This is a genomic window from Acinetobacter sp. SH024 (assembly GCF_000163635.1).
In the GTDB taxonomy this organism is placed as follows: domain Bacteria; phylum Pseudomonadota; class Gammaproteobacteria; order Pseudomonadales; family Moraxellaceae; genus Acinetobacter; species Acinetobacter pittii.
Window position 1 is genome coordinate 89,973 of sequence record NZ_GG753602.1, and the last position, 18,240, is coordinate 108,212.

Below are 18,240 nucleotides of genomic sequence, written 5' to 3' on the forward strand. Positions count from 1 at the left end.
GAAGAAGGTGGTCGTCACACTCCATTCTTAAATGGTTACCGTCCACAGTTCTACTTCCGTACAACTGACGTAACTGGTGCAATCCAATTACAAGACGGCGTTGAAATGGTTATGCCAGGCGACAACGTTGAAATGTCAGTAGAATTAATCCACCCAATCGCAATGGACCCAGGTCTACGTTTTGCGATCCGTGAAGGTGGTCGTACTGTAGGTGCTGGTGTTGTTGCGAAAGTAACTGCATAAGCATATTATAGTGACGGATTACGTCTCAGGTTGAGGGCTTTGGCTCTCAACTTGCATTATAGGTCAGTAGTTCAATTGGTAGAGCGTCGGTCTCCAAAACCGAATGTTGGGGGTTCGAGTCCCTCCTGACCTGCCATATTTTGAAATAAAAAGCTTGATGCTGGCTTAGTTGTTCATATAATAAGTCGCGAGTTCTACGACGAGTACAAAAATGTCGAATGATAAATCGCGTGACGCATTGAGCGACGCGCCAATTCCTCAAAGAAATAATTCTGCTGAAGTTGTTCGTTCTGGTTCGCCTTTAGATATTGTTCTATGGGTGATAGCAATAGCATTGTTGCTTTTAGCTACCATGGTGAATCAGCATTTGCCAGCGTATTGGGCACCTGCAAATAATGTTTGGGTGCGCGTTGGGGCAATTTTTGCTTGTATCGTTGTGGCTTTAGGTTTATTATACGCCACCCATCAAGGTAAAGGCTTCGTTCGCTTGCTAAAAGATGCACGAGTCGAATTGCGTCGAGTAACTTGGCCAACAAAACAAGAAACAGTCACTACATCGTGGCAGGTTCTATTGGTTGTAGTTGTTGCATCATTGGTTTTATGGTGCTTTGACTATGGTTTGGGTTGGTTAATTAAGTTGATTATCGGGTAAAAGAGCTATGAAACGTTGGTACATTATTCATGCCTACTCTGGCTATGAAAAACAAGTGATGCGTTCACTTACAGAACGAATCCAGCGTAGCGCTGTTGCCGGTAGCTTTGGTGATGTCCTTGTTCCTACCGAAGAAGTGGTAGAAATGAAGGATGGTAAGAAACGTAAATCTGAGCGTAAATTCTTTCCTGGCTATGTGTTAGTCGAAATGGAAATGAATGATGATACTTGGCATATCGTTAAAGAATGTCCAAAGGTTCTAGGTTTTATCGGTGGTACACCTGAAAAACCAGCACCAATCACTCAACGTGAAGCAGATGCGATTCTTGCGCGTGTACGTAATACTGGTGAAGCGCCACGTCCTAAAACGATGTTTGAGCCAGGTGAAGAATTACTTGTTATTGACGGTCCATTCACAGACTTTAAAGGTGTGGTGGAAGAGGTTCAATACGATAAGTCACGTTTAACGTTGACGATTAATGTATTTAATCGACCAACTCAGGTTGAACTCGAGTTTCGCCAAGTCGAAAAAACGATTTAATCTCAATTGGTTGAAAAGCGCCCGATTTTATCGGGCATTGTTGTTGTAACAGTAGTGTTGCGTAAAGATTGGGGAGCCTAGCGGCGTTTGTACCCAGAGGTATTTTAAAATGGCTAAGAAGATTGACGGCTATATCAAGCTGCAAGTTCCAGCTGGTAAAGCAAATCCATCTCCACCAATTGGTCCTGCGTTAGGTCAACGTGGTGTAAACATCATGGCATTCTGTAAAGAATTCAATGCTGCTACACAAAAAGTTGAACCAGGTCTTCCAATTCCTGTAGTGATTACTGTGTACAACGACAAGTCGTTCACATTCATCATGAAAACTCCTCCAGCTTCTATTCTTCTTAAGAAAGCTGCTGGTATTCAAAAGGGTTCATCTGTACCAAACAAAACTAAAGTTGGTAAGTTGACTCGTGCTCAGTTAGAAGAAATTGCGACTACTAAAGAACCGGATTTAACTGGTGCTGATTTAGACGCACGTGTTCGTACCATCGCTGGTTCTGCACGTTCTATGGGCTTGGAAGTGGAGCTATAAGACATGGCAAAGTTAACTAAACGTCAAAAAGCCATTGCTGCTGCTGTTGAAGCAAACAAAGTTTACACTTTGGAAGAAGCAGTACAAGTTCTTAACAGCCTACCTGCTGCAAAGTTCAAAGAATCTTTGGATGTAGCTGTAAATCTTGGTGTAGACCCACGTAAATCTGACCAGGTTGTTCGTGGTGCAACTACATTACCTGCAGGTACTGGTAAAACTGTACGTGTAGCTGTATTTGCTCAAGGCGCGCAAGCAGAAGCTGCTAAAGAAGCTGGTGCTGATGTTGTAGGTTTTGATGACCTTGCTGAAAGCATCCAAGGTGGAAACCTTGACTTTGATGTTGTAATCGCTGCTCCTGACGCTATGCGTGTTGTTGGTAAGCTCGGTACAATTCTTGGTCCACGTGGTTTAATGCCAAACCCTAAAGTTGGTACTGTAACTCCTGACGTAGCGAATGCTGTTAAAAACGCTAAATCTGGTCAGGCTCGTTACCGTGTAGACAAAGCGGGTATTATCCATGCTGCGATCGGTCAAGTAGGCTTTGATGCTGCTGCTATCCGTCAAAACGTTGAAACTTTAGTTGCTGACTTGAAAAAGTTAAAACCTGCAACTTCTAAAGGTGTATACATCAAAAAGATCACTTTGAGCTCAACTATGGGTCCTGGTCTTACTGTTGATGTAAACAACGTTTCTAACTAAGTTTAGACTTAGTAAAGAATTTTAAAGTCCTGATTGGGGACAGAACTTAAATAGAAATATTTTTCTATTTGGTTGGGTAGGGCAAAGCTTTATCCCTTACTCATCAGGCGGACTTTGAATTGATAAATGAGAATTTATCAGCGTCAAAGACCTCAGGCGAAAAGATGTCATTTTCGAATAGCACTTTTCTTAATAAACCAGCCTGCGTAGACGCGGTGGTGTGATTTGTTCCTCCTCCGCGTGTAAGTCGAAAGGCTTACGAATTGGGAGTGTGCCCATTGGGTACATAAATCACCTTAGGAGGTTTTACAATGGCTCTTCTTATTGAAGACAAAAAACAGATCGTCGCGGAAGTAAGTGAAGTTGCTTCTAAGGCGTTTGCAGCCGTTGTTGCTGACTACCAAGGTTTAAGCGTAGAGCAATTAACAACACTTCGTGTTGAAGCTCGTAAGTTAGGTGTTTCTACACGTATTGTACGTAACACTTTAGCTAAACGCGCACTTCAAGATACTCAATTCAATATCTTGAACGACAACCTTGTTGGTCCAACAATTCTAGGTTTTTCAACTTCTGAAGATGACATGGGTGCAGCTGCACGTTTGTTCGAAGATTTTGCTAAAACTAACAAAGCATTTGAATTAAAAGCTGCTGCATTTGACGGCAAAGTTTATCAAGGTGCTGACGTTAGCGTAATTGCAAACCTTCCGAACCAAGAGAAAGCTCTTACTATGCTTGCCTCTGTCCTTCAAGCTCCTATTTCGAAATTGGGTCGCCTTATTACAGCGCTCAAAGAGAAAAACGAGTCAGAAGCTGCTTAATCAATTTTACACACCATTCAATATCCATTTGGAGTTATTCTCATGGCTTTAACTAACGAAGAAATCTTAAACGCAGTTGCTGAAAAAACTGTTCTTGAACTTGTTGAATTAATTTCTGCTTTCGAAGAGAAATTCAACGTTTCAGCTGCAGCTGTTGCTGTTGCTGCTCCAGCTGGTGGCGCTGCTGCTGCTGCTGAAGAACAATCTGAATTCAACGTTGAGTTGACTTCTTTCGGTGCTAACAAAGTAGCTGTAATTAAAGCAGTTCGTGAAGCAACTGGCCTTGGTCTTAAAGAAGCTAAAGACCTAGTTGAAGGTGCTCCTCAAGTTCTTAAAGAAGGCGTTTCTAAAGAAGAAGGCGAAGAACTTAAGAAGAAACTTGAAGAAGCTGGTGCTACAGTTACACTTAAGTAATTGTAAAAGGAGTCGGTTTTTAAATCGGCTCCATAAAATGGCTGATGGCTCTTGGGTCATCAGCCTTTTTGCGTTACAATAATCGGCTCGATTTTTGTTAGTTTTGTTTGATTTTTGAGAAAATCAAAATAAGACAAGTAATTTCAAATGTTTACCAATATTTTTCTTTTTTAAAAATATTGTTAAGCGTTTTTATACCACTAAAAATTGCAGCATTTGTAAACAGTGGTGGCCATATCGGCCTGCGTAATTCCTTCTGAGCCCGTTCTGCAGGCGGGCTTAGTTTACTTTCCGAGGACTCCAGATGGCATACTCATATACCGAAAAGAAACGGATCCGTAAGAATTTTGGTAAATTGCCCCAAGTAATGGATGCACCGTACTTACTTTCGATTCAGGTCGATTCGTACAGAACATTCTTGCAAGATGGCAAAACTCCAAAAAACCGCGAAGATATCGGTCTCCAAGCCGCATTTCGTTCAGTTTTTCCTATCGAAAGTTATTCTGGCAATGCTGCTTTAGAATTTGTTGAGTATAGCCTTGGTAAACCTGAGTTCGATGTACGCGAATGTATTCTTCGTGGTTCGACTTATGCGGCACCAATGCGCGTTAAAATTCGTTTGATTATTAAAGATCGCGAAACTAAATCAATTAAAGACGTAAGAGAACAAGAAGTCTATATGGGTGAAATCCCACTCATGACTGAAAATGGTACATTCGTCATTAATGGTACTGAGCGTGTAATCGTATCTCAATTACATCGTTCACCAGGCGTTTTCTTTGATCACGATAAAGGTAAAACCCACTCAAGTGGTAAAGTGTTGTATTCAGCACGTATCATTCCTTACCGTGGTTCATGGTTAGACTTTGAATTTGATGCAAAAGACTTAGTTTACGTACGTATTGACCGTCGTCGTAAATTACTTGCTACTGTTGTGTTACGTGCACTAGGTTATAACAACGAACAAATCTTGAATTTGTTCTATGAAAAAGTACCTGTGTATCTTGATATGGGCAGTTACCAGATTGACCTAGTCCCTGAACGTTTACGTGGGGAAATGGCTCAATTTGATATTGCTGACAATGACGGTAAAGTTATTGTTGAGCAAGGTAAACGTATTAATGCTCGTCACGTACGTCAAATGGAAGCTGCTGGTTTAACAAAACTTTCAGTTCCTGATGAATACTTATATGAGCGTATCACTGCTGAAAATATTACTTTGCGTGATGGTGAAGTAATTGCTGCGAATACTTTGTTAAGCCATGAAGTTATGGTGAAGTTGGCAGAAGGTGGTGTTAAACAGTTCAATATCTTGTTTACGAACGATATTGACCGTGGTTCGTTTGTTGCTGACACTTTACGTGCAGATACAACAGCTGGTCGTGAAGAAGCATTAGTTGAAATTTATAAAGTAATGCGTCCAGGCGAGCCGCCAACAAAAGAAGCTGCTGAAAACTTATTCAATAACTTATTCTTCTCTTCTGAGCGTTATGACTTATCTCCAGTAGGTCGTATGAAGTTCAACCGTCGTTTGGGTCGTCCATACGAAGTTGGTACTGACCAGAAGTCACGTGAAGTAGAAGGTATTTTATCGCACGAAGATATCATTGATGTATTACGTACATTAGTTGAAATCCGTAACGGTAAAGGTGAAGTCGATGATATCGATCACTTGGGTAACCGTCGTGTACGTTCTGTTGGTGAAATGACTGAAAACCAATTCCGTGTTGGTTTAGTTCGTGTTGAACGTGCAGTTAAAGAACGTTTAAGCCAAGCAGAAACAGATAACTTGTCTCCACAAGATCTAATTAACGCTAAACCAGTTGCAGCTGCAATCAAAGAATTCTTTGGTTCAAGCCAATTATCTCAGTTCATGGACCAAAACAACCCATTATCTGAGATTACGCATAAGCGTCGTGTATCAGCGCTTGGGCCTGGTGGTTTAACACGTGAACGTGCGGGCTTTGAAGTACGTGACGTACATCAAACTCACTATGGTCGTGTATGTCCAATTGAAACGCCGGAAGGTCCAAACATTGGTTTGATCAATTCGCTTTCAGTATATGCAAAAGCAAATGACTTTGGTTTCTTGGAAACACCTTACCGTAAAGTGGTAGATGGTCGAGTAACTGATGCAGTTGAATACCTTTCTGCGATTGAAGAAGTAGGTACTGTTATTGCACAGGCCGATTCTGCAGTAGATAAAGATGGCAACTTAACAGAAGAGTTTGTTTCTGTTCGTCATCAAGGTGAATTCGTACGTATGCCACCAGAAAAAGTGACGCATATGGACGTTTCTGCTCAGCAGGTCGTATCTGTTGCTGCATCACTTATTCCGTTCCTTGAACACGATGACGCGAACCGTGCACTTATGGGTTCAAACATGCAACGTCAGGCAGTTCCTACTCTACGTGCGGATAAACCGCTTGTAGGTACAGGTATGGAAGCGAACGTTGCACGTGACTCAGGTGTGTGTGTAATCGCAAACCGTGGTGGTGCAATTGAATACGTAGATGCTTCTCGTATCGTTATTCGTGTAAACGAAGATGAAATGATCGCTGGTGAGGCAGGTGTAGATATCTACAACCTCATTAAATATACGCGTTCTAACCAGAACACTTGTATCAACCAAAATATTATCGTGAATTTGGGCGACAAAGTTGCTCGCGGTGATATCTTGGCAGATGGCCCGTCTACAGATATGGGTGAGCTTGCGCTTGGTCAAAACATGCGCGTTGCGTTCATGACTTGGAATGGTTACAACTATGAAGACTCGATCTTATTATCTGAGCGTGTACTTCAAGAAGACCGTTTAACTTCTATTCATATTCAAGAATTATCTTGTGTAGCGCGTGATACTAAGTTAGGTGCAGAAGAAATTACTGCTGATATTCCTAACGTTGGTGAAGCTGCACTTTCTAAACTTGATGAATCAGGTATTGTTTATATCGGTGCTGAAGTTACAGCAGGTGACATCCTCGTTGGTAAAGTAACGCCTAAAGGTGAAACACAGTTAACTCCTGAAGAAAAATTGCTTCGTGCAATCTTTGGTGAGAAAGCAGCTGACGTTAAAGATTCATCTTTACGTGTTCCATCTGGTACAAAAGGTACAGTTATCGATGTTCAAGTCTTCACTCGTGATGGCTTAGAGAAAGATGACCGTGCATTGGCGATCGAAAAAGCACAACTTGATGCTTACCGTAAAGACTTGAAAGAAGAATACAAGATCTTTGAAGAAGCAGCTCGTGAGCGTGTAATTCGTTTGCTTAAAGGCCAAGAGTCTAATGGCGGTGGTTCAACTAAACGTGGTGACAAACTCGTTGAAGAAGTGTTATCTGGTTTAGAGCTTGTTGATTTACTTGAAATTCAACCGGCAGATGAAGCAATCGCTGAGCGTTTAACTCAAATTCAAGTGTTCTTAAAAGAAAAGAGCGCAGAAATTGACGAGAAATTCGCTGAGAAGAAACGTAAGCTTGCAACAGGTGATGAATTAACAACTGGCGTATTGAAAGTTGTTAAAGTTTACTTAGCTGTTAAACGTCGTATTCAGCCTGGTGATAAGATGGCTGGTCGTCACGGTAACAAGGGTGTTGTATCTAACATCTTACCTGTTGAAGACATGCCACACGATGCTAACGGTGTACCAGTAGATATCGTATTGAACCCGTTGGGCGTACCATCTCGTATGAACGTGGGTCAGATTCTTGAGACTCACTTAGGTATGGCGGCTAAAGGGCTTGGTGATAAAATCGAGAAAATGTTGAAAGAACAGCGTACAGTTTTAGAACTGCGTGAATTCTTAGACAAGATTTATAACAAAGTCGGTGGTGAGCAAGAAGATCTTGATAGCTTAACTGATGCTGAAGTCTTGGCACTTTCAGGCAACTTACGTGCAGGTGTACCTTTGGCTACTCCTGTATTCGATGGTGCTGAAGAAAGCCAAATTAAAGACTTGCTTGAGTTAGCTGGTATCTCTCGTACAGGTCAAACAGTATTGTTTGATGGCCGTACTGGTGAACAGTTTGATCGTCCTGTAACTGTAGGTTACATGTACATGCTCAAATTGAACCACTTGGTTGATGACAAGATGCATGCGCGTTCAACTGGTTCTTACTCTCTTGTTACACAGCAACCGCTTGGTGGTAAAGCACAATTCGGTGGTCAGCGTTTCGGTGAGATGGAGGTCTGGGCACTCGAAGCTTACGGCGCAGCATATACTCTCCAAGAGATGTTAACTGTTAAGTCGGATGACGTTGAAGGTCGTACACGCATCTATAAGAATATTGTAGATGGTAACCATTATATGGATCCGGGTATGCCTGAATCGTTCAACGTATTGACCAAAGAGATCCGTTCTTTAGGTATCAACATTGAACTGAAAAATGGTGATTAAGTCGTAAGACTCACGATTTTTTAGGTAAAAACAATATTTGTGACCCAGTCGGGTAAGCGTTGCTTCCCGACACACGGAGAAAAAAATTGAAAGACTTGCTCGATATCATGCGTAAGAAAACGGACTCAGATGGTCATGCACCAATTGAGTTTGACCGTATCCGTATTGGTCTTGCGTCACCAGAAATGATTAAGTCATGGTCTCATGGTGAAGTTAAAAAACCTGAGACAATTAACTACCGTACTTTTAAACCTGAACGTGACGGTTTGTTCTGTGCCAAAATTTTTGGTCCAGTAAAAGATTACGAATGCTTGTGTGGTAAATACAAGCGTATGAAATACAAAGGCGTCATTTGTGAAAAATGTGGCGTTGAAGTAACTACAGCGAAAGTTCGTCGTGAACGTATGGGTCACATTGAACTTGCTTCTCCAGTTGCACATATCTGGTTCTTAAAATCGTTACCGAGCCGTATCGGTTTATTATTAGATATGACACTTCGTGATATCGAACGTGTATTGTATTTCGAATCATACGTTGTAACTGACCCAGGTATGACTCCGTTTGAAAAGTATCAACTTTTAACAGACGAAGAATACTTCAATGCACTTGAAGAACACGGTGATGAATTCACTGCGAAAATGGGTGCAGAAGCGGTTCAGGACTTGTTGAAAGATATCGATCTTGAAGCTGAAATCGCACGTTTACGTGAAGAAATTCCTCAAACAACTTCTGAAACGAAGTTGAAAAAAGCGTCTAAACGCTTGAAATTGATGGAAGCATTCAAAGATTCAAACAACAAGCCAGAATGGATGGTGATGAATGTACTTCCGGTACTTCCACCTGATTTACGTCCATTAGTTCCACTTGAAGGTGGTCGTTTCGCGACTTCTGACTTGAACGATTTATACCGTCGTGTCATTAACCGTAACAACCGTTTGAAGCGTCTTCTTGACCTTGCTGCTCCAGATATCATCGTACGTAACGAAAAACGTATGTTACAAGAGTCTGTAGATGCATTGCTTGATAACGGTCGTCGTGGTCGTGCAATTACTGGTTCTAACAAGCGTCCATTAAAATCTTTGGCAGATATGATCAAAGGTAAACAAGGTCGTTTCCGTCAGAACTTATTAGGTAAGCGTGTTGACTATTCTGGTCGTTCGGTAATTACTGTAGGTCCTACTTTACGTCTTCACCAATGTGGTCTTCCGAAGAAAATGGCACTTGAATTATTCAAGCCATTCATTTTCGCGAAACTACAAGCTTCAGGTCAGGCAACTACCATTAAAGCTGCGAAGAAAATGGTTGAGCGTGAGACTCCGGAAGTTTGGGACGTTCTTGCTTCTGTAATTCGTCAACACCCAGTAATGTTGAACCGTGCGCCAACACTTCACCGTTTAGGTCTTCAAGCATTTGAACCTATTCTTATTGAAGGTAAGGCAATCCGTCTTCACCCACTCGTTTGTGCTGCGTTTAACGCCGACTTCGATGGTGACCAAATGGCGGTACACGTTCCATTGACACTTGAAGCACAGTTAGAAGCTCGTGCATTGATGATGTCAACAAACAACATCTTGTCACCAGCAAACGGTGAGCCAATCATTGTTCCTTCTCAGGACGTTGTCTTGGGTCTTTACTACATCACACGTGATGCTGTAAATGCCAAAGGTGAAGGCATGGTGTTTGCGGATACTCATGAGGTAAACCGTGCACTTGCTACTGGACAGGTTGCTATCCATGCGCGTGTTAAAGTACGTGTACACCAAACTGTTATCAATGAAAATGGTGAACGTGAACACCAAACTATTATTGTTGATACAACACCTGGTCGTTGTTTGCTTTGGGAAATTGTTCCACAAGGCTTAAGCTTTGACATGATCAACCTTGAGATGACTAAAAAGAACATCTCTAAATTGATCAACTCTTGCTACCGTAAACTTGGTTTGAAAGATACAGTTATCTTTGCTGACCAATTAATGTACTTGGGCTTCCGTCAAGCGACTCGTTCAGGTGTATCTGTAGGTATGGAAGACATGCTCATTCCACCTACTAAGCACACAATTATTGATAAAGCAGAAACAGAAGTTCGTGAAATCGAACAACAGTTCGAACAAGGTTTCGTAACTGCTGGTGAGCGTTATAACAAAGTTGTCGATATCTGGGCGCGTACAAACGACCAAGTTGCTAAAGCAATGATGGATAACTTGTCTTATACACTTGTTAAAAACAAACAAGGTGAAGATGAGAAACAAAAATCATTCAACAGCATCTATATGATGTCTGACTCTGGTGCCCGTGGTAGTGCGGCGCAGATTCGTCAGCTTGCTGGTATGCGTGGTTTGATGGCAAAACCGGATGGCTCGATTATTGAGACTCCGATTAAAGCGAACTTCCGTGAAGGTTTAACAGTACTTCAGTACTTTATTTCAACACACGGTGCGCGTAAAGGTTTGGCCGATACAGCATTGAAAACTGCGAACTCTGGTTACTTGACTCGTCGTCTTGTAGACGTAGCGCAAGACTTGGTAATTACTGAACCTGACTGTGGTACAGCGGGTGGTTTAGTAATGACTCCATTCATTCAGGGTGGTGATGTCATCGAGCCATTACGTGACCGCGTTTTAGGTCGTGTAACTGCTGAAGATGTACGTCGTGCATCTGATGATGAAGTTGTATTACCTCGCGGTACGTTAATTGACGAGAAAATCGCAGCTCAGCTTGAAGAAGCTGGTGTCGATGAAGTTAAAGTACGCTCAGTAATCGCATGTGAATCAACATTCGGTGTATGTGCTCGTTGTTATGGTCGTGACCTTGCACGTGGTCACTTGGTGAACCCAGGTGAATCAGTTGGTGTAATGGCTGCACAGTCAATCGGTGAGCCAGGTACACAGTTAACGATGCGTACGTTCCACGTTGGTGGTGCTGCGAGCCGAACTTCTGCTGCGAACAGTGTTCAAGTACGTAACAAAGGTACTGTACGTTTCCATAACGTGAAAACTGTACAACATGCAAAAGGCCACTTGGTTTCAGTTTCACGTTCAGGTGAAATTGGTATTGCCGATGATTTAGGTCGTGAGCGCGAGCGTTATAAACTTCCTTACGGTGCAAGCATCTTGTTGAAAGATGGTGAAGCTGTAGAAGCTGGCGGTATCGTAGCGACTTGGGATCCGCATACACATCCATTGGTAACAGAAGTTGCTGGTAAAGCGCGCTTCAGCCAAATCGCTGATGGCGTAACTGCAACATCGAAAACTGATGATGCAACTGGTATGACTACTGTTGAAATCTTGCCTGTAACAGCTCGTCCTGCTTCTGGTAAGGATTTACGTCCTGCAATCGTGTTGGATACAACAGATGGCGGCGAACAGTTCTACTTCTTGCCACAAAATACAATCGTAACTGTCCGTGATGGCGAAACGATTGGTGTGGGTGACGTTATTGGTCGTGTACCACAAGAAACATCACGTACTCGTGATATTACCGGTGGTCTTCCGCGTGTAGCTGACTTGTTCGAAGCGCGTAAGCCAAAAGAGCATGCAATTCTTGCTGAAGTATCAGGTGTTGTAAGCTTCGGTAAAGAGACTAAGGGTAAAAACCGTTTGGTAATTACTCCTGATGATGGTTCTGAGATTTACGAAGAATTGATTCCAAAATGGCGTCAAATTAACGTATTCGAAGGCGAGCATGTGAACCGTGGTGAGACTATTTCTGATGGTCCACAAAACCCACATGACATCTTGCGTTTGAAAGGTGAAGTTGCATTAACTAACTACATCGTGAACGAAGTTCAAGACGTTTACCGTCTCCAAGGTGTAAAAATCAACGATAAGCACATTGAAGTTATCGTACGTCAAATGTTGCGTAAAGTTGATATCACTGATGGCGGTGATACAAGCTTCATTAAAGGCGAGCAAGTGGATTACATCCGCGTTGTTCAAGAGAACCAAGCTGTCTTGGCTCAGAACAAGTTCCCTGCGAAGTTTGAACGTCAATTGATGGGTATTACGAAAGCATCGCTTTCTACTGACTCGTTCATCTCTGCTGCATCGTTCCAGGAAACAACTCGTGTGTTAACTGAAGCGGCTGTAACAGGTAAAGAAGATGATTTACGTGGCTTGAAAGAAAACGTTGTAGTAGGTCGTTTGATTCCAGCAGGTACTGGTCTTGCATACCACTTAGAGCGTCGTCGTCAAGAAGCAGAAGCTGCAGAGCATGAGCTTCATAATGACTTCAGCGAAGTAGACCAAGCATTTAGCCAAGCATTAAACTCTGAACAATTCTAAGTTTAGACAGGCACTAAAAAAGGCACCTTAGGGTGCCTTTTTTATTTATATTTATTTATAACAATTTTAAATTGTAATTACATAAACATATTAAAGAGCAATTATTTTATTACTTAAGCGGGATAAAGACTCCACAAAAACACATTAGGCTACCTGCTTATGAATACTGGAGTAAATCTAATGAAAAAAATGATGATGATTGTTAGTGTTGGCCTGATGTCTACAACTTTGTTTGTTGGTTGTCAAAATGCAAGCCCAGAAAGTCAACGTATTGGTTCAGCTGCTATTGGTGGTGGCGCAGGTGGTGCGGTAGGAAAACACGTGGGCGGTAATATCGGTGCAGGTCTAGGAGCGGCACTGGGTGCAGGTGTTGCGGCTAATGCAAAAGGGTCTAGCAGTAAAACCATACGTAATAGTGCAATTGGTGCTGGTGTCGGCGCTGTATTAGGTGGAGCAATTATTGGTGGTGATGCTGGTGCTGCTACAGGTGGAGCATTGGGTGGTAGTGCTGGTGCTGCCTATGAAGAGAAGAAAGGGAAGTACTAAAAATATCCTTCATAATTGTTAAACTATAGAAGTCTTTATGTGATTAAAGACTTCTTTTTTTATAATTAAAATTTGGCTTAATAAATATAAAAGGCAGAGCTTTACAAAATATCAATCGATTAGGACAGACGGATAACACAATCTGATCAAATTCCTCATAAAAGGGGATTATTCTTTTCTCTAGAACAGATCATTGTGAGAACGGTCATGAAAAAAACAATTGGATTAGTTTCTGCTTTAATGTTGTCTACACTTATGTTCACAGGCTGCCAAAATATGAGCCCATCTGACCAACGTATTGGTGCAGCAGCAGCAGGTGGAGCACTTGGTGGTGGTTTAGGTAACCATGTAGGTGGAGGTATTGGTGCAGGCTTAGGCGCAGCGGTAGGTGCAGGCGTAGGCTCTAATACCCAAGGCGGCAGTAAACAGACAACGACTAAGAGTGCGATTGGTGCTGGTATCGGTTCAGTCGTAGGTAAAGCACTGATTGGTGGTGACTCTGGTGCTGCAATTGGCGGTGCGATCGGTGGTGGTGCTGGTGCTGCGATTGAAGAGAAAAGATAAAAAATTAATAAATAAAAAAATAAGCGCTTTCAGCGCTTATTTTTTATTGAGGGAAGGATTTTGCTTTTTTACGTCTGATATAAAGCGTTTTTTGAACCTCTGCAATTCTTACTCCAGATTCATCAAAAATGTTTAGATGATAAGTTCTTAAAACAGGTTCATAGTTCTCGGCAAGTTCACGAATTTGTTCTATTTCAGCTAAATCAACTCGAATATCTGCATGTACAGTACTGCGTCCTGGAGAAAGAAAATTGATTTCGGCAGCTTTGTCCCAAACAATATATTTTGATCCGAGATGATGCATAAGAATCATCATATAAAATGGGTCAACCATTGAATAAAGGCTTCCACCAAAATGTGTACCGACTAAATTTTGGTTTTTCCAAGTCAGCGGCATCTTTACACGCACATGGCAAAGTTCTAAATTCATGATTTCAATATAAATCCCTGCGCCACGATAAGGGGGATAGTGATTAAATAGAAATTTTGAAATCGTAGGATTGTTCTGAAGTCTTCTTAAAATAGCCATAATAGTCAATTTTTTTTATTGCAACAGTATTCATACTAGATAAGTATCATCTTTTTTATATTGATGGCAATGCTCTATCCGACTAACGACATGATCGATTGAAAAACAAGATAGGAAATGATTATGCAGCCAAAAGTTCATACAGTAACAACAAGTGATCAACAAACGCTTTGTGCTAAAACATGGGGTGACGAAAAAAATACTCCCTTGGTTTTAGTACATGGTTATCCAGACAATCAAGAAGTATGGGAATCAATCATTGAGCATTTAATCAATGACTTCTATATTGTTACTTACGATGTGCGTGGAGCTGGTTTATCATCTATACCAAAACGTATACGTGATTACCGTTTAGAGCGTTTATCTCTAGATCTCCAAGAAGTTGTTGATGAGCTATTGCCAAATCGCCAATTCCATATGGCTGCACATGATTGGGGATCAATTCAGTCTTGGGAGTCTGTCACCGAGCCTAAGTTCAAAGGTCGTTTATCATCATACACCACCATTTCTGGACCATGTCTTGATCATGCCGCTTTATTTTTACGTGATAAATTTAAATCTTCACCATCTCAAATCTTAAAAATATTAACCAAATCTTGGTATATCGGGGCATTCCATCTTCCGTTATTAGCACCAACTGTATGGTCTCTTTTTAGCCCAGAAAAATGGGGGAAAGTTCTTACTCAGTTGGAGAGGAAAAGTAATTTACCTTTAAATAATAATATTAATGCTGATGGTAAATATGGCATTAATTTATATCGTGCCAATTTTATTCCTCGCTTAACCGACCCACGTCAACGTTATGCGCAGTGTCCAGTAAAAGCTGTTATTTTAAAATATGATACTTTTGTAAGCCCAGAATACATCACTGAGGCCATGCCAAAGTGGGTTGAAAAATTTGAATATGTAGAGCTTAATGCAAATCACTGGGCCATTCTGAGTGAGCCAGAGAAAATAGCAACTCATATTCGTGAGTTTATTAAAGCTCAAGCGTAACAGTTAAATAACTGCATAAAACTGTTAATTCGGCGATATTTTCGGCTTCATAGATATGAATCTGCTAGAATATCGCCTTTTGTTTTGCTCTGAACTTATTCATGAATGCTGTCGTTATTGCGATTGCAGTGATGTTCTTATTATCACTGGCGCGCGTTTCTGTCGTACTGACTTTAGTGGTTTCTGCCATTGTGGGCGGCCTCGTAGCAGGTTTAAGCCTTTCTCAAACCGTTGAAGCTTTTAACGCTGGTCTTGGCGATGGTGCTGAAGTTGCACTTGCCTATGCAGTGTTAGGGGCATTTGCTCTGGCACTTTCAAAATCTGGATTGCCTGATTTACTTGCCCATAAGCTGATTGGTCTATTGGGAATGGAAGCTGGAAAAAGCCGTCAGACTAAAGTGAAATATCTCCTCTTAGGTATTTTATTAATTTCTGCTATTTTCTCTCAAAACCTTATTCCAGTTCATATTGCCTTTATTCCTGTACTGGTTCCGCCACTGTTACGGGTAATGAACCATTTAAAATTAGACCGCCGCGCCGCAGCCTGTGTACTTACGTTAGGTTTGGTTGGTACTTATATTTTTCTTCCGGTTGGATTTGGTGCAATTTTCCTTGAACAGATTCTGATGGGAAATATCAACAAAATTGGGGCAGCGTACGGCTTACATGTTGATCGAGCAATGATGCCAATTGGCATGGCTATTCCTGTTTTAGGTATGGTGTTAGGCACCTTGGTTGCTGTATTTATTAGCTATCGTAAACCAAGAATTTATGCTGATCGTGCGATTACGCCTGTGACTACGATTGATTTAGATAAACCTATTCGTGCAACTACTCAAGTTGAAACAGCCGACTTAAAAGCAGATGCTGAAGAGTTAAAGCATGAAGCAGAGCAAGCACCAGTTATTGCAAAGAAAACGATCTTGATGGCACTGCTCGCAATTGGCTTGACACTTGCTGCACAGCTGTATTCAGGTTCGATGATTTTGGGTGGTTTAGTCGGTTTTGCTGTTCTATCTACTGCCGGAATTTTTAAATGGCAAGATGCAGATGATGTCTTTGTACAAGGCATGCGAATGATGGCTTTAGTGGGCTTCATCATGATTTCTGCTGCCGGTTTCGCCTCAGTAATGACTCATACTGGTGATATTAATCAGCTAGTAAATGGTGTAGTCGAGATTATTGGAGATAACCGCGCGCTTGCTGCTTTCCTAATGCTTTGTATTGGCTTATTTGTGACAATTGGTATTGGTTCATCTTTCTCAAGTGTTCCTGTATTAGCTGTTATTTATGTGCCTTTATGTGTGCAGTTTGGTTTCTCACCATTAGCAACGATTGCACTTATTGGTACAGCAGCAGCATTAGGTGATGCTGGATCGCCAGCCTCTGACTCAACCTTAGGGCCAACAGCTGGTTTAGGTGTAGATGGGCAACACGATCATATTTGGGATACAGTCGTACCTACCTTTATTCACTTTAATATTCCGCTATTAATTTTTGGCTGGATCGCTGCAATGGTTTTATAAAGTTTTTATAAAATATTAAAGTGTAAACCTTCTTAATAACGATCTTTAGATTTAAATTAAGAAGGTTTTTTATTGTCTAAATAAAACATGTATTCAAAATAAATTATATTAAAACACTCGGAATTTAAAAGTATATTAAAATGGTTGGTAATATAAAATAATCTTGATTAATAAGGTTGGAATAAAAACCTATTAAAATAGTTGGATAATATATAATTTTATTTAAAACAGTAGTTTAAAAATAAACTATAAAATAATTTTATAATGAGTATTGCATGGTTTTAAAATAAATGTTTATTATAAATATAAATAAGGTTGGAGATATTAAAGTGTTCAAAAAAGTTTTGGTTATTGCATTAATGGGGATGTCTTCTTTTACTTTTGCTGGTAACTGGCAAGTGAAATTTGGTGGTAGTGTTATTGCTCCATCTGAAGATACAACAACACCTTTAGGCGTGGTAAAAGCAGATCATGAATATGCATTTACACCATCAGTAGAATACTTTTTTGGTCAGTCTCCATTTTCGGCAGAATTATTATTAGCAACACCTATTAATCATGATGTATTGCTAGATGGTAAAAATGCAGCACGTATAAAACAATTACCACCAACAATTACTGCAAAATATCATTTTAAAAACTCTACACGTTTCACACCGTATATTGGTATTGGTGCTACAGCATTTATTCCTTGGGATGAAGAAGGTGCAGCGGTAAAGGTTAAAGAAGATTTTGGTTTGGCAGGTCAAGTTGGTTTTAATTTCCAACCTGCTGATGCTAAAAACTGGGGTGTATTTGTAGATGTACGTTATGCTGATATTAGTCCGGAAGTAACAATTGATCCATCAATTGCTAACTACAAGTTTGATCTTGATATTAATCCTTTTGTTTATACTTTGGGTTATAGCTATAAATTTTAAGCATAATAATAAATAGAAAAATATAATAATAAACCTAGACTCAGGCACCTCACATATATTTTATGTGAGGTTTTTTTATGGATTTTATTTGCACTAAAAAAAGCATAAAACAGACAGTTTTACACATATTTTCTGCAAGTTTTTTTCTAAACTAATTTCTATTCATTACAAGCATGGGAATAAAAACATGAATAACAAATTAGCGATTTGTTTAGCACTTTTGAGCGGTATTGCTTTTACTCAAAATTTACAAGCTGCAAGTTTTTCGTGTGATGCTGCAAAAACGAAAACGGAAAAAAGTATTTGTAAAAACCGTTCTTTAAATGATGCAGATGTAAAAATGGCAACGACGTATCAAATCGTTTTACATGCTTTACCTATGGGTGGGCGAGATAACCAGAAAGATACTCAGCAGCAATGGCTGAAAAAAAGAAATGCTTGTGCTGCCAATGTCAGTTGTATTAGCAAAGCTTACCAACAACGTCAAAAGCAGTTAGATACGATATTGCAAGATAGGGTGTTAAGCCACGGCCCATTTTAATTAGAGTAAAAATTTTTAATATTGAGGATTGAAAAATTCT

The 18,240-nt window shown here is 40.6% G+C and carries 15 protein-coding genes, 1 tRNA gene and 1 pseudogene; 16 read left to right on the plus strand and 1 reads right to left on the minus strand.

All coding sequences use genetic code 11. The annotated features are described in order from the left end of the window. The 12 genes and pseudogenes from HMPREF0013_RS17015 to HMPREF0013_RS17060 form a co-directional block, all read left to right on the plus strand. Positions 1-243, plus strand: a pseudogene (locus tag HMPREF0013_RS17015) (elongation factor Tu); the annotation flags it as partial. 60 nt (positions 244-303) lie between these two features. Further along, positions 304-379, plus strand: a tRNA-Trp gene (locus HMPREF0013_RS17020). A 75-nt stretch (positions 380-454) separates the two neighbouring features. Then, positions 455-895: a preprotein translocase subunit SecE gene (gene secE / locus HMPREF0013_RS17025; RefSeq protein ID WP_002114837.1), complete on the plus strand. Its 441-nt coding sequence runs from the start codon at positions 455-457 to the stop codon at positions 893-895. A 7-nt stretch (positions 896-902) separates the two neighbouring features. Further along, positions 903-1,436 carry a transcription termination/antitermination protein NusG gene (nusG, locus tag HMPREF0013_RS17030; RefSeq protein ID WP_005804109.1) on the plus strand — a complete coding sequence of 178 codons (534 nt, stop codon included), beginning with the start codon at positions 903-905 and terminating at the stop codon, positions 1,434-1,436. Between the two features lie 109 nt (positions 1,437-1,545). Then, positions 1,546-1,974: a 50S ribosomal protein L11 gene (gene rplK, locus HMPREF0013_RS17035; RefSeq protein ID WP_001074682.1), complete on the plus strand. Its 429-nt coding sequence runs from the start codon at positions 1,546-1,548 to the stop codon at positions 1,972-1,974. Between the two features lie 3 nt (positions 1,975-1,977). Continuing rightward, positions 1,978-2,673 (plus strand): 50S ribosomal protein L1, encoded by a 696-nt coding sequence (gene rplA / locus HMPREF0013_RS17040; RefSeq protein ID WP_005804118.1) that lies wholly within the window; start codon positions 1,978-1,980, stop codon positions 2,671-2,673. Between the two features lie 311 nt (positions 2,674-2,984). Further along, positions 2,985-3,491: a 50S ribosomal protein L10 gene (gene rplJ / locus HMPREF0013_RS17045; protein WP_002115099.1), complete on the plus strand. Its 507-nt coding sequence runs from the start codon at positions 2,985-2,987 to the stop codon at positions 3,489-3,491. Positions 3,492-3,533: 42 nt separating this feature from the next. Next, a complete protein-coding gene (gene rplL / locus HMPREF0013_RS17050) occupies positions 3,534-3,905 on the plus strand; it encodes a 50S ribosomal protein L7/L12 (protein WP_001229360.1) in 372 nt (123 codons plus the stop codon). Positions 3,906-4,209: 304 nt separating this feature from the next. Beyond that, positions 4,210-8,298 carry a DNA-directed RNA polymerase subunit beta gene (rpoB, locus tag HMPREF0013_RS0105540; RefSeq protein ID WP_002114857.1) on the plus strand — a complete coding sequence of 1,363 codons (4,089 nt, stop codon included), beginning with the start codon at positions 4,210-4,212 and terminating at the stop codon, positions 8,296-8,298. An 86-nt stretch (positions 8,299-8,384) separates the two neighbouring features. After that, entirely contained in the window at positions 8,385-12,578 is a 4,194-nt protein-coding gene (gene rpoC, locus HMPREF0013_RS0105545) for a DNA-directed RNA polymerase subunit beta' (protein WP_002114988.1), read from the plus strand. Between the two features lie 180 nt (positions 12,579-12,758). Beyond that, the gene (locus HMPREF0013_RS17055) at positions 12,759-13,124 is read left to right on the plus strand and encodes a hypothetical protein (RefSeq protein ID WP_025464142.1); all 366 of its coding nucleotides are present in this window, start codon (positions 12,759-12,761) and stop codon (positions 13,122-13,124) included. Positions 13,125-13,331: 207 nt separating this feature from the next. Then, entirely contained in the window at positions 13,332-13,688 is a 357-nt protein-coding gene (locus HMPREF0013_RS17060) for a hypothetical protein (protein WP_002115127.1), read from the plus strand. A gap of 43 nt (positions 13,689-13,731) precedes the next feature. Here HMPREF0013_RS17060 and HMPREF0013_RS17065 read toward each other — a convergent pair whose 3' ends face one another. After that, positions 13,732-14,217 (minus strand): DUF4442 domain-containing protein, encoded by a 486-nt coding sequence (locus tag HMPREF0013_RS17065; RefSeq protein WP_005804125.1) that lies wholly within the window; start codon positions 14,215-14,217, stop codon positions 13,732-13,734. Between the two features lie 117 nt (positions 14,218-14,334). On the opposite strand from HMPREF0013_RS17065, the gene HMPREF0013_RS17070 reads away from it, so the two are divergent. The 4 genes from HMPREF0013_RS17070 to HMPREF0013_RS17085 all read left to right on the plus strand — a co-directional run bounded on the left by HMPREF0013_RS17070 (position 14,335) and on the right by HMPREF0013_RS17085 (position 18,200). Then, complete coding sequence (locus tag HMPREF0013_RS17070; protein WP_078224381.1) at positions 14,335-15,213, plus strand: alpha/beta fold hydrolase; 879 nt, start codon at positions 14,335-14,337, stop codon at positions 15,211-15,213. Positions 15,214-15,314: 101 nt separating this feature from the next. Further along, a complete protein-coding gene (locus tag HMPREF0013_RS17075) occupies positions 15,315-16,739 on the plus strand; it encodes a Na+/H+ antiporter family protein (RefSeq protein WP_002114813.1) in 1,425 nt (474 codons plus the stop codon). Positions 16,740-17,068: 329 nt separating this feature from the next. Further along, entirely contained in the window at positions 17,069-17,659 is a 591-nt protein-coding gene (locus tag HMPREF0013_RS17080; RefSeq protein WP_005079395.1) for an OmpW/AlkL family protein, read from the plus strand. Between the two features lie 187 nt (positions 17,660-17,846). Beyond that, entirely contained in the window at positions 17,847-18,200 is a 354-nt protein-coding gene (locus HMPREF0013_RS17085) for a lysozyme inhibitor LprI family protein (protein WP_001060531.1), read from the plus strand. Positions 18,201-18,240: the final 40 nt, after the last annotated feature.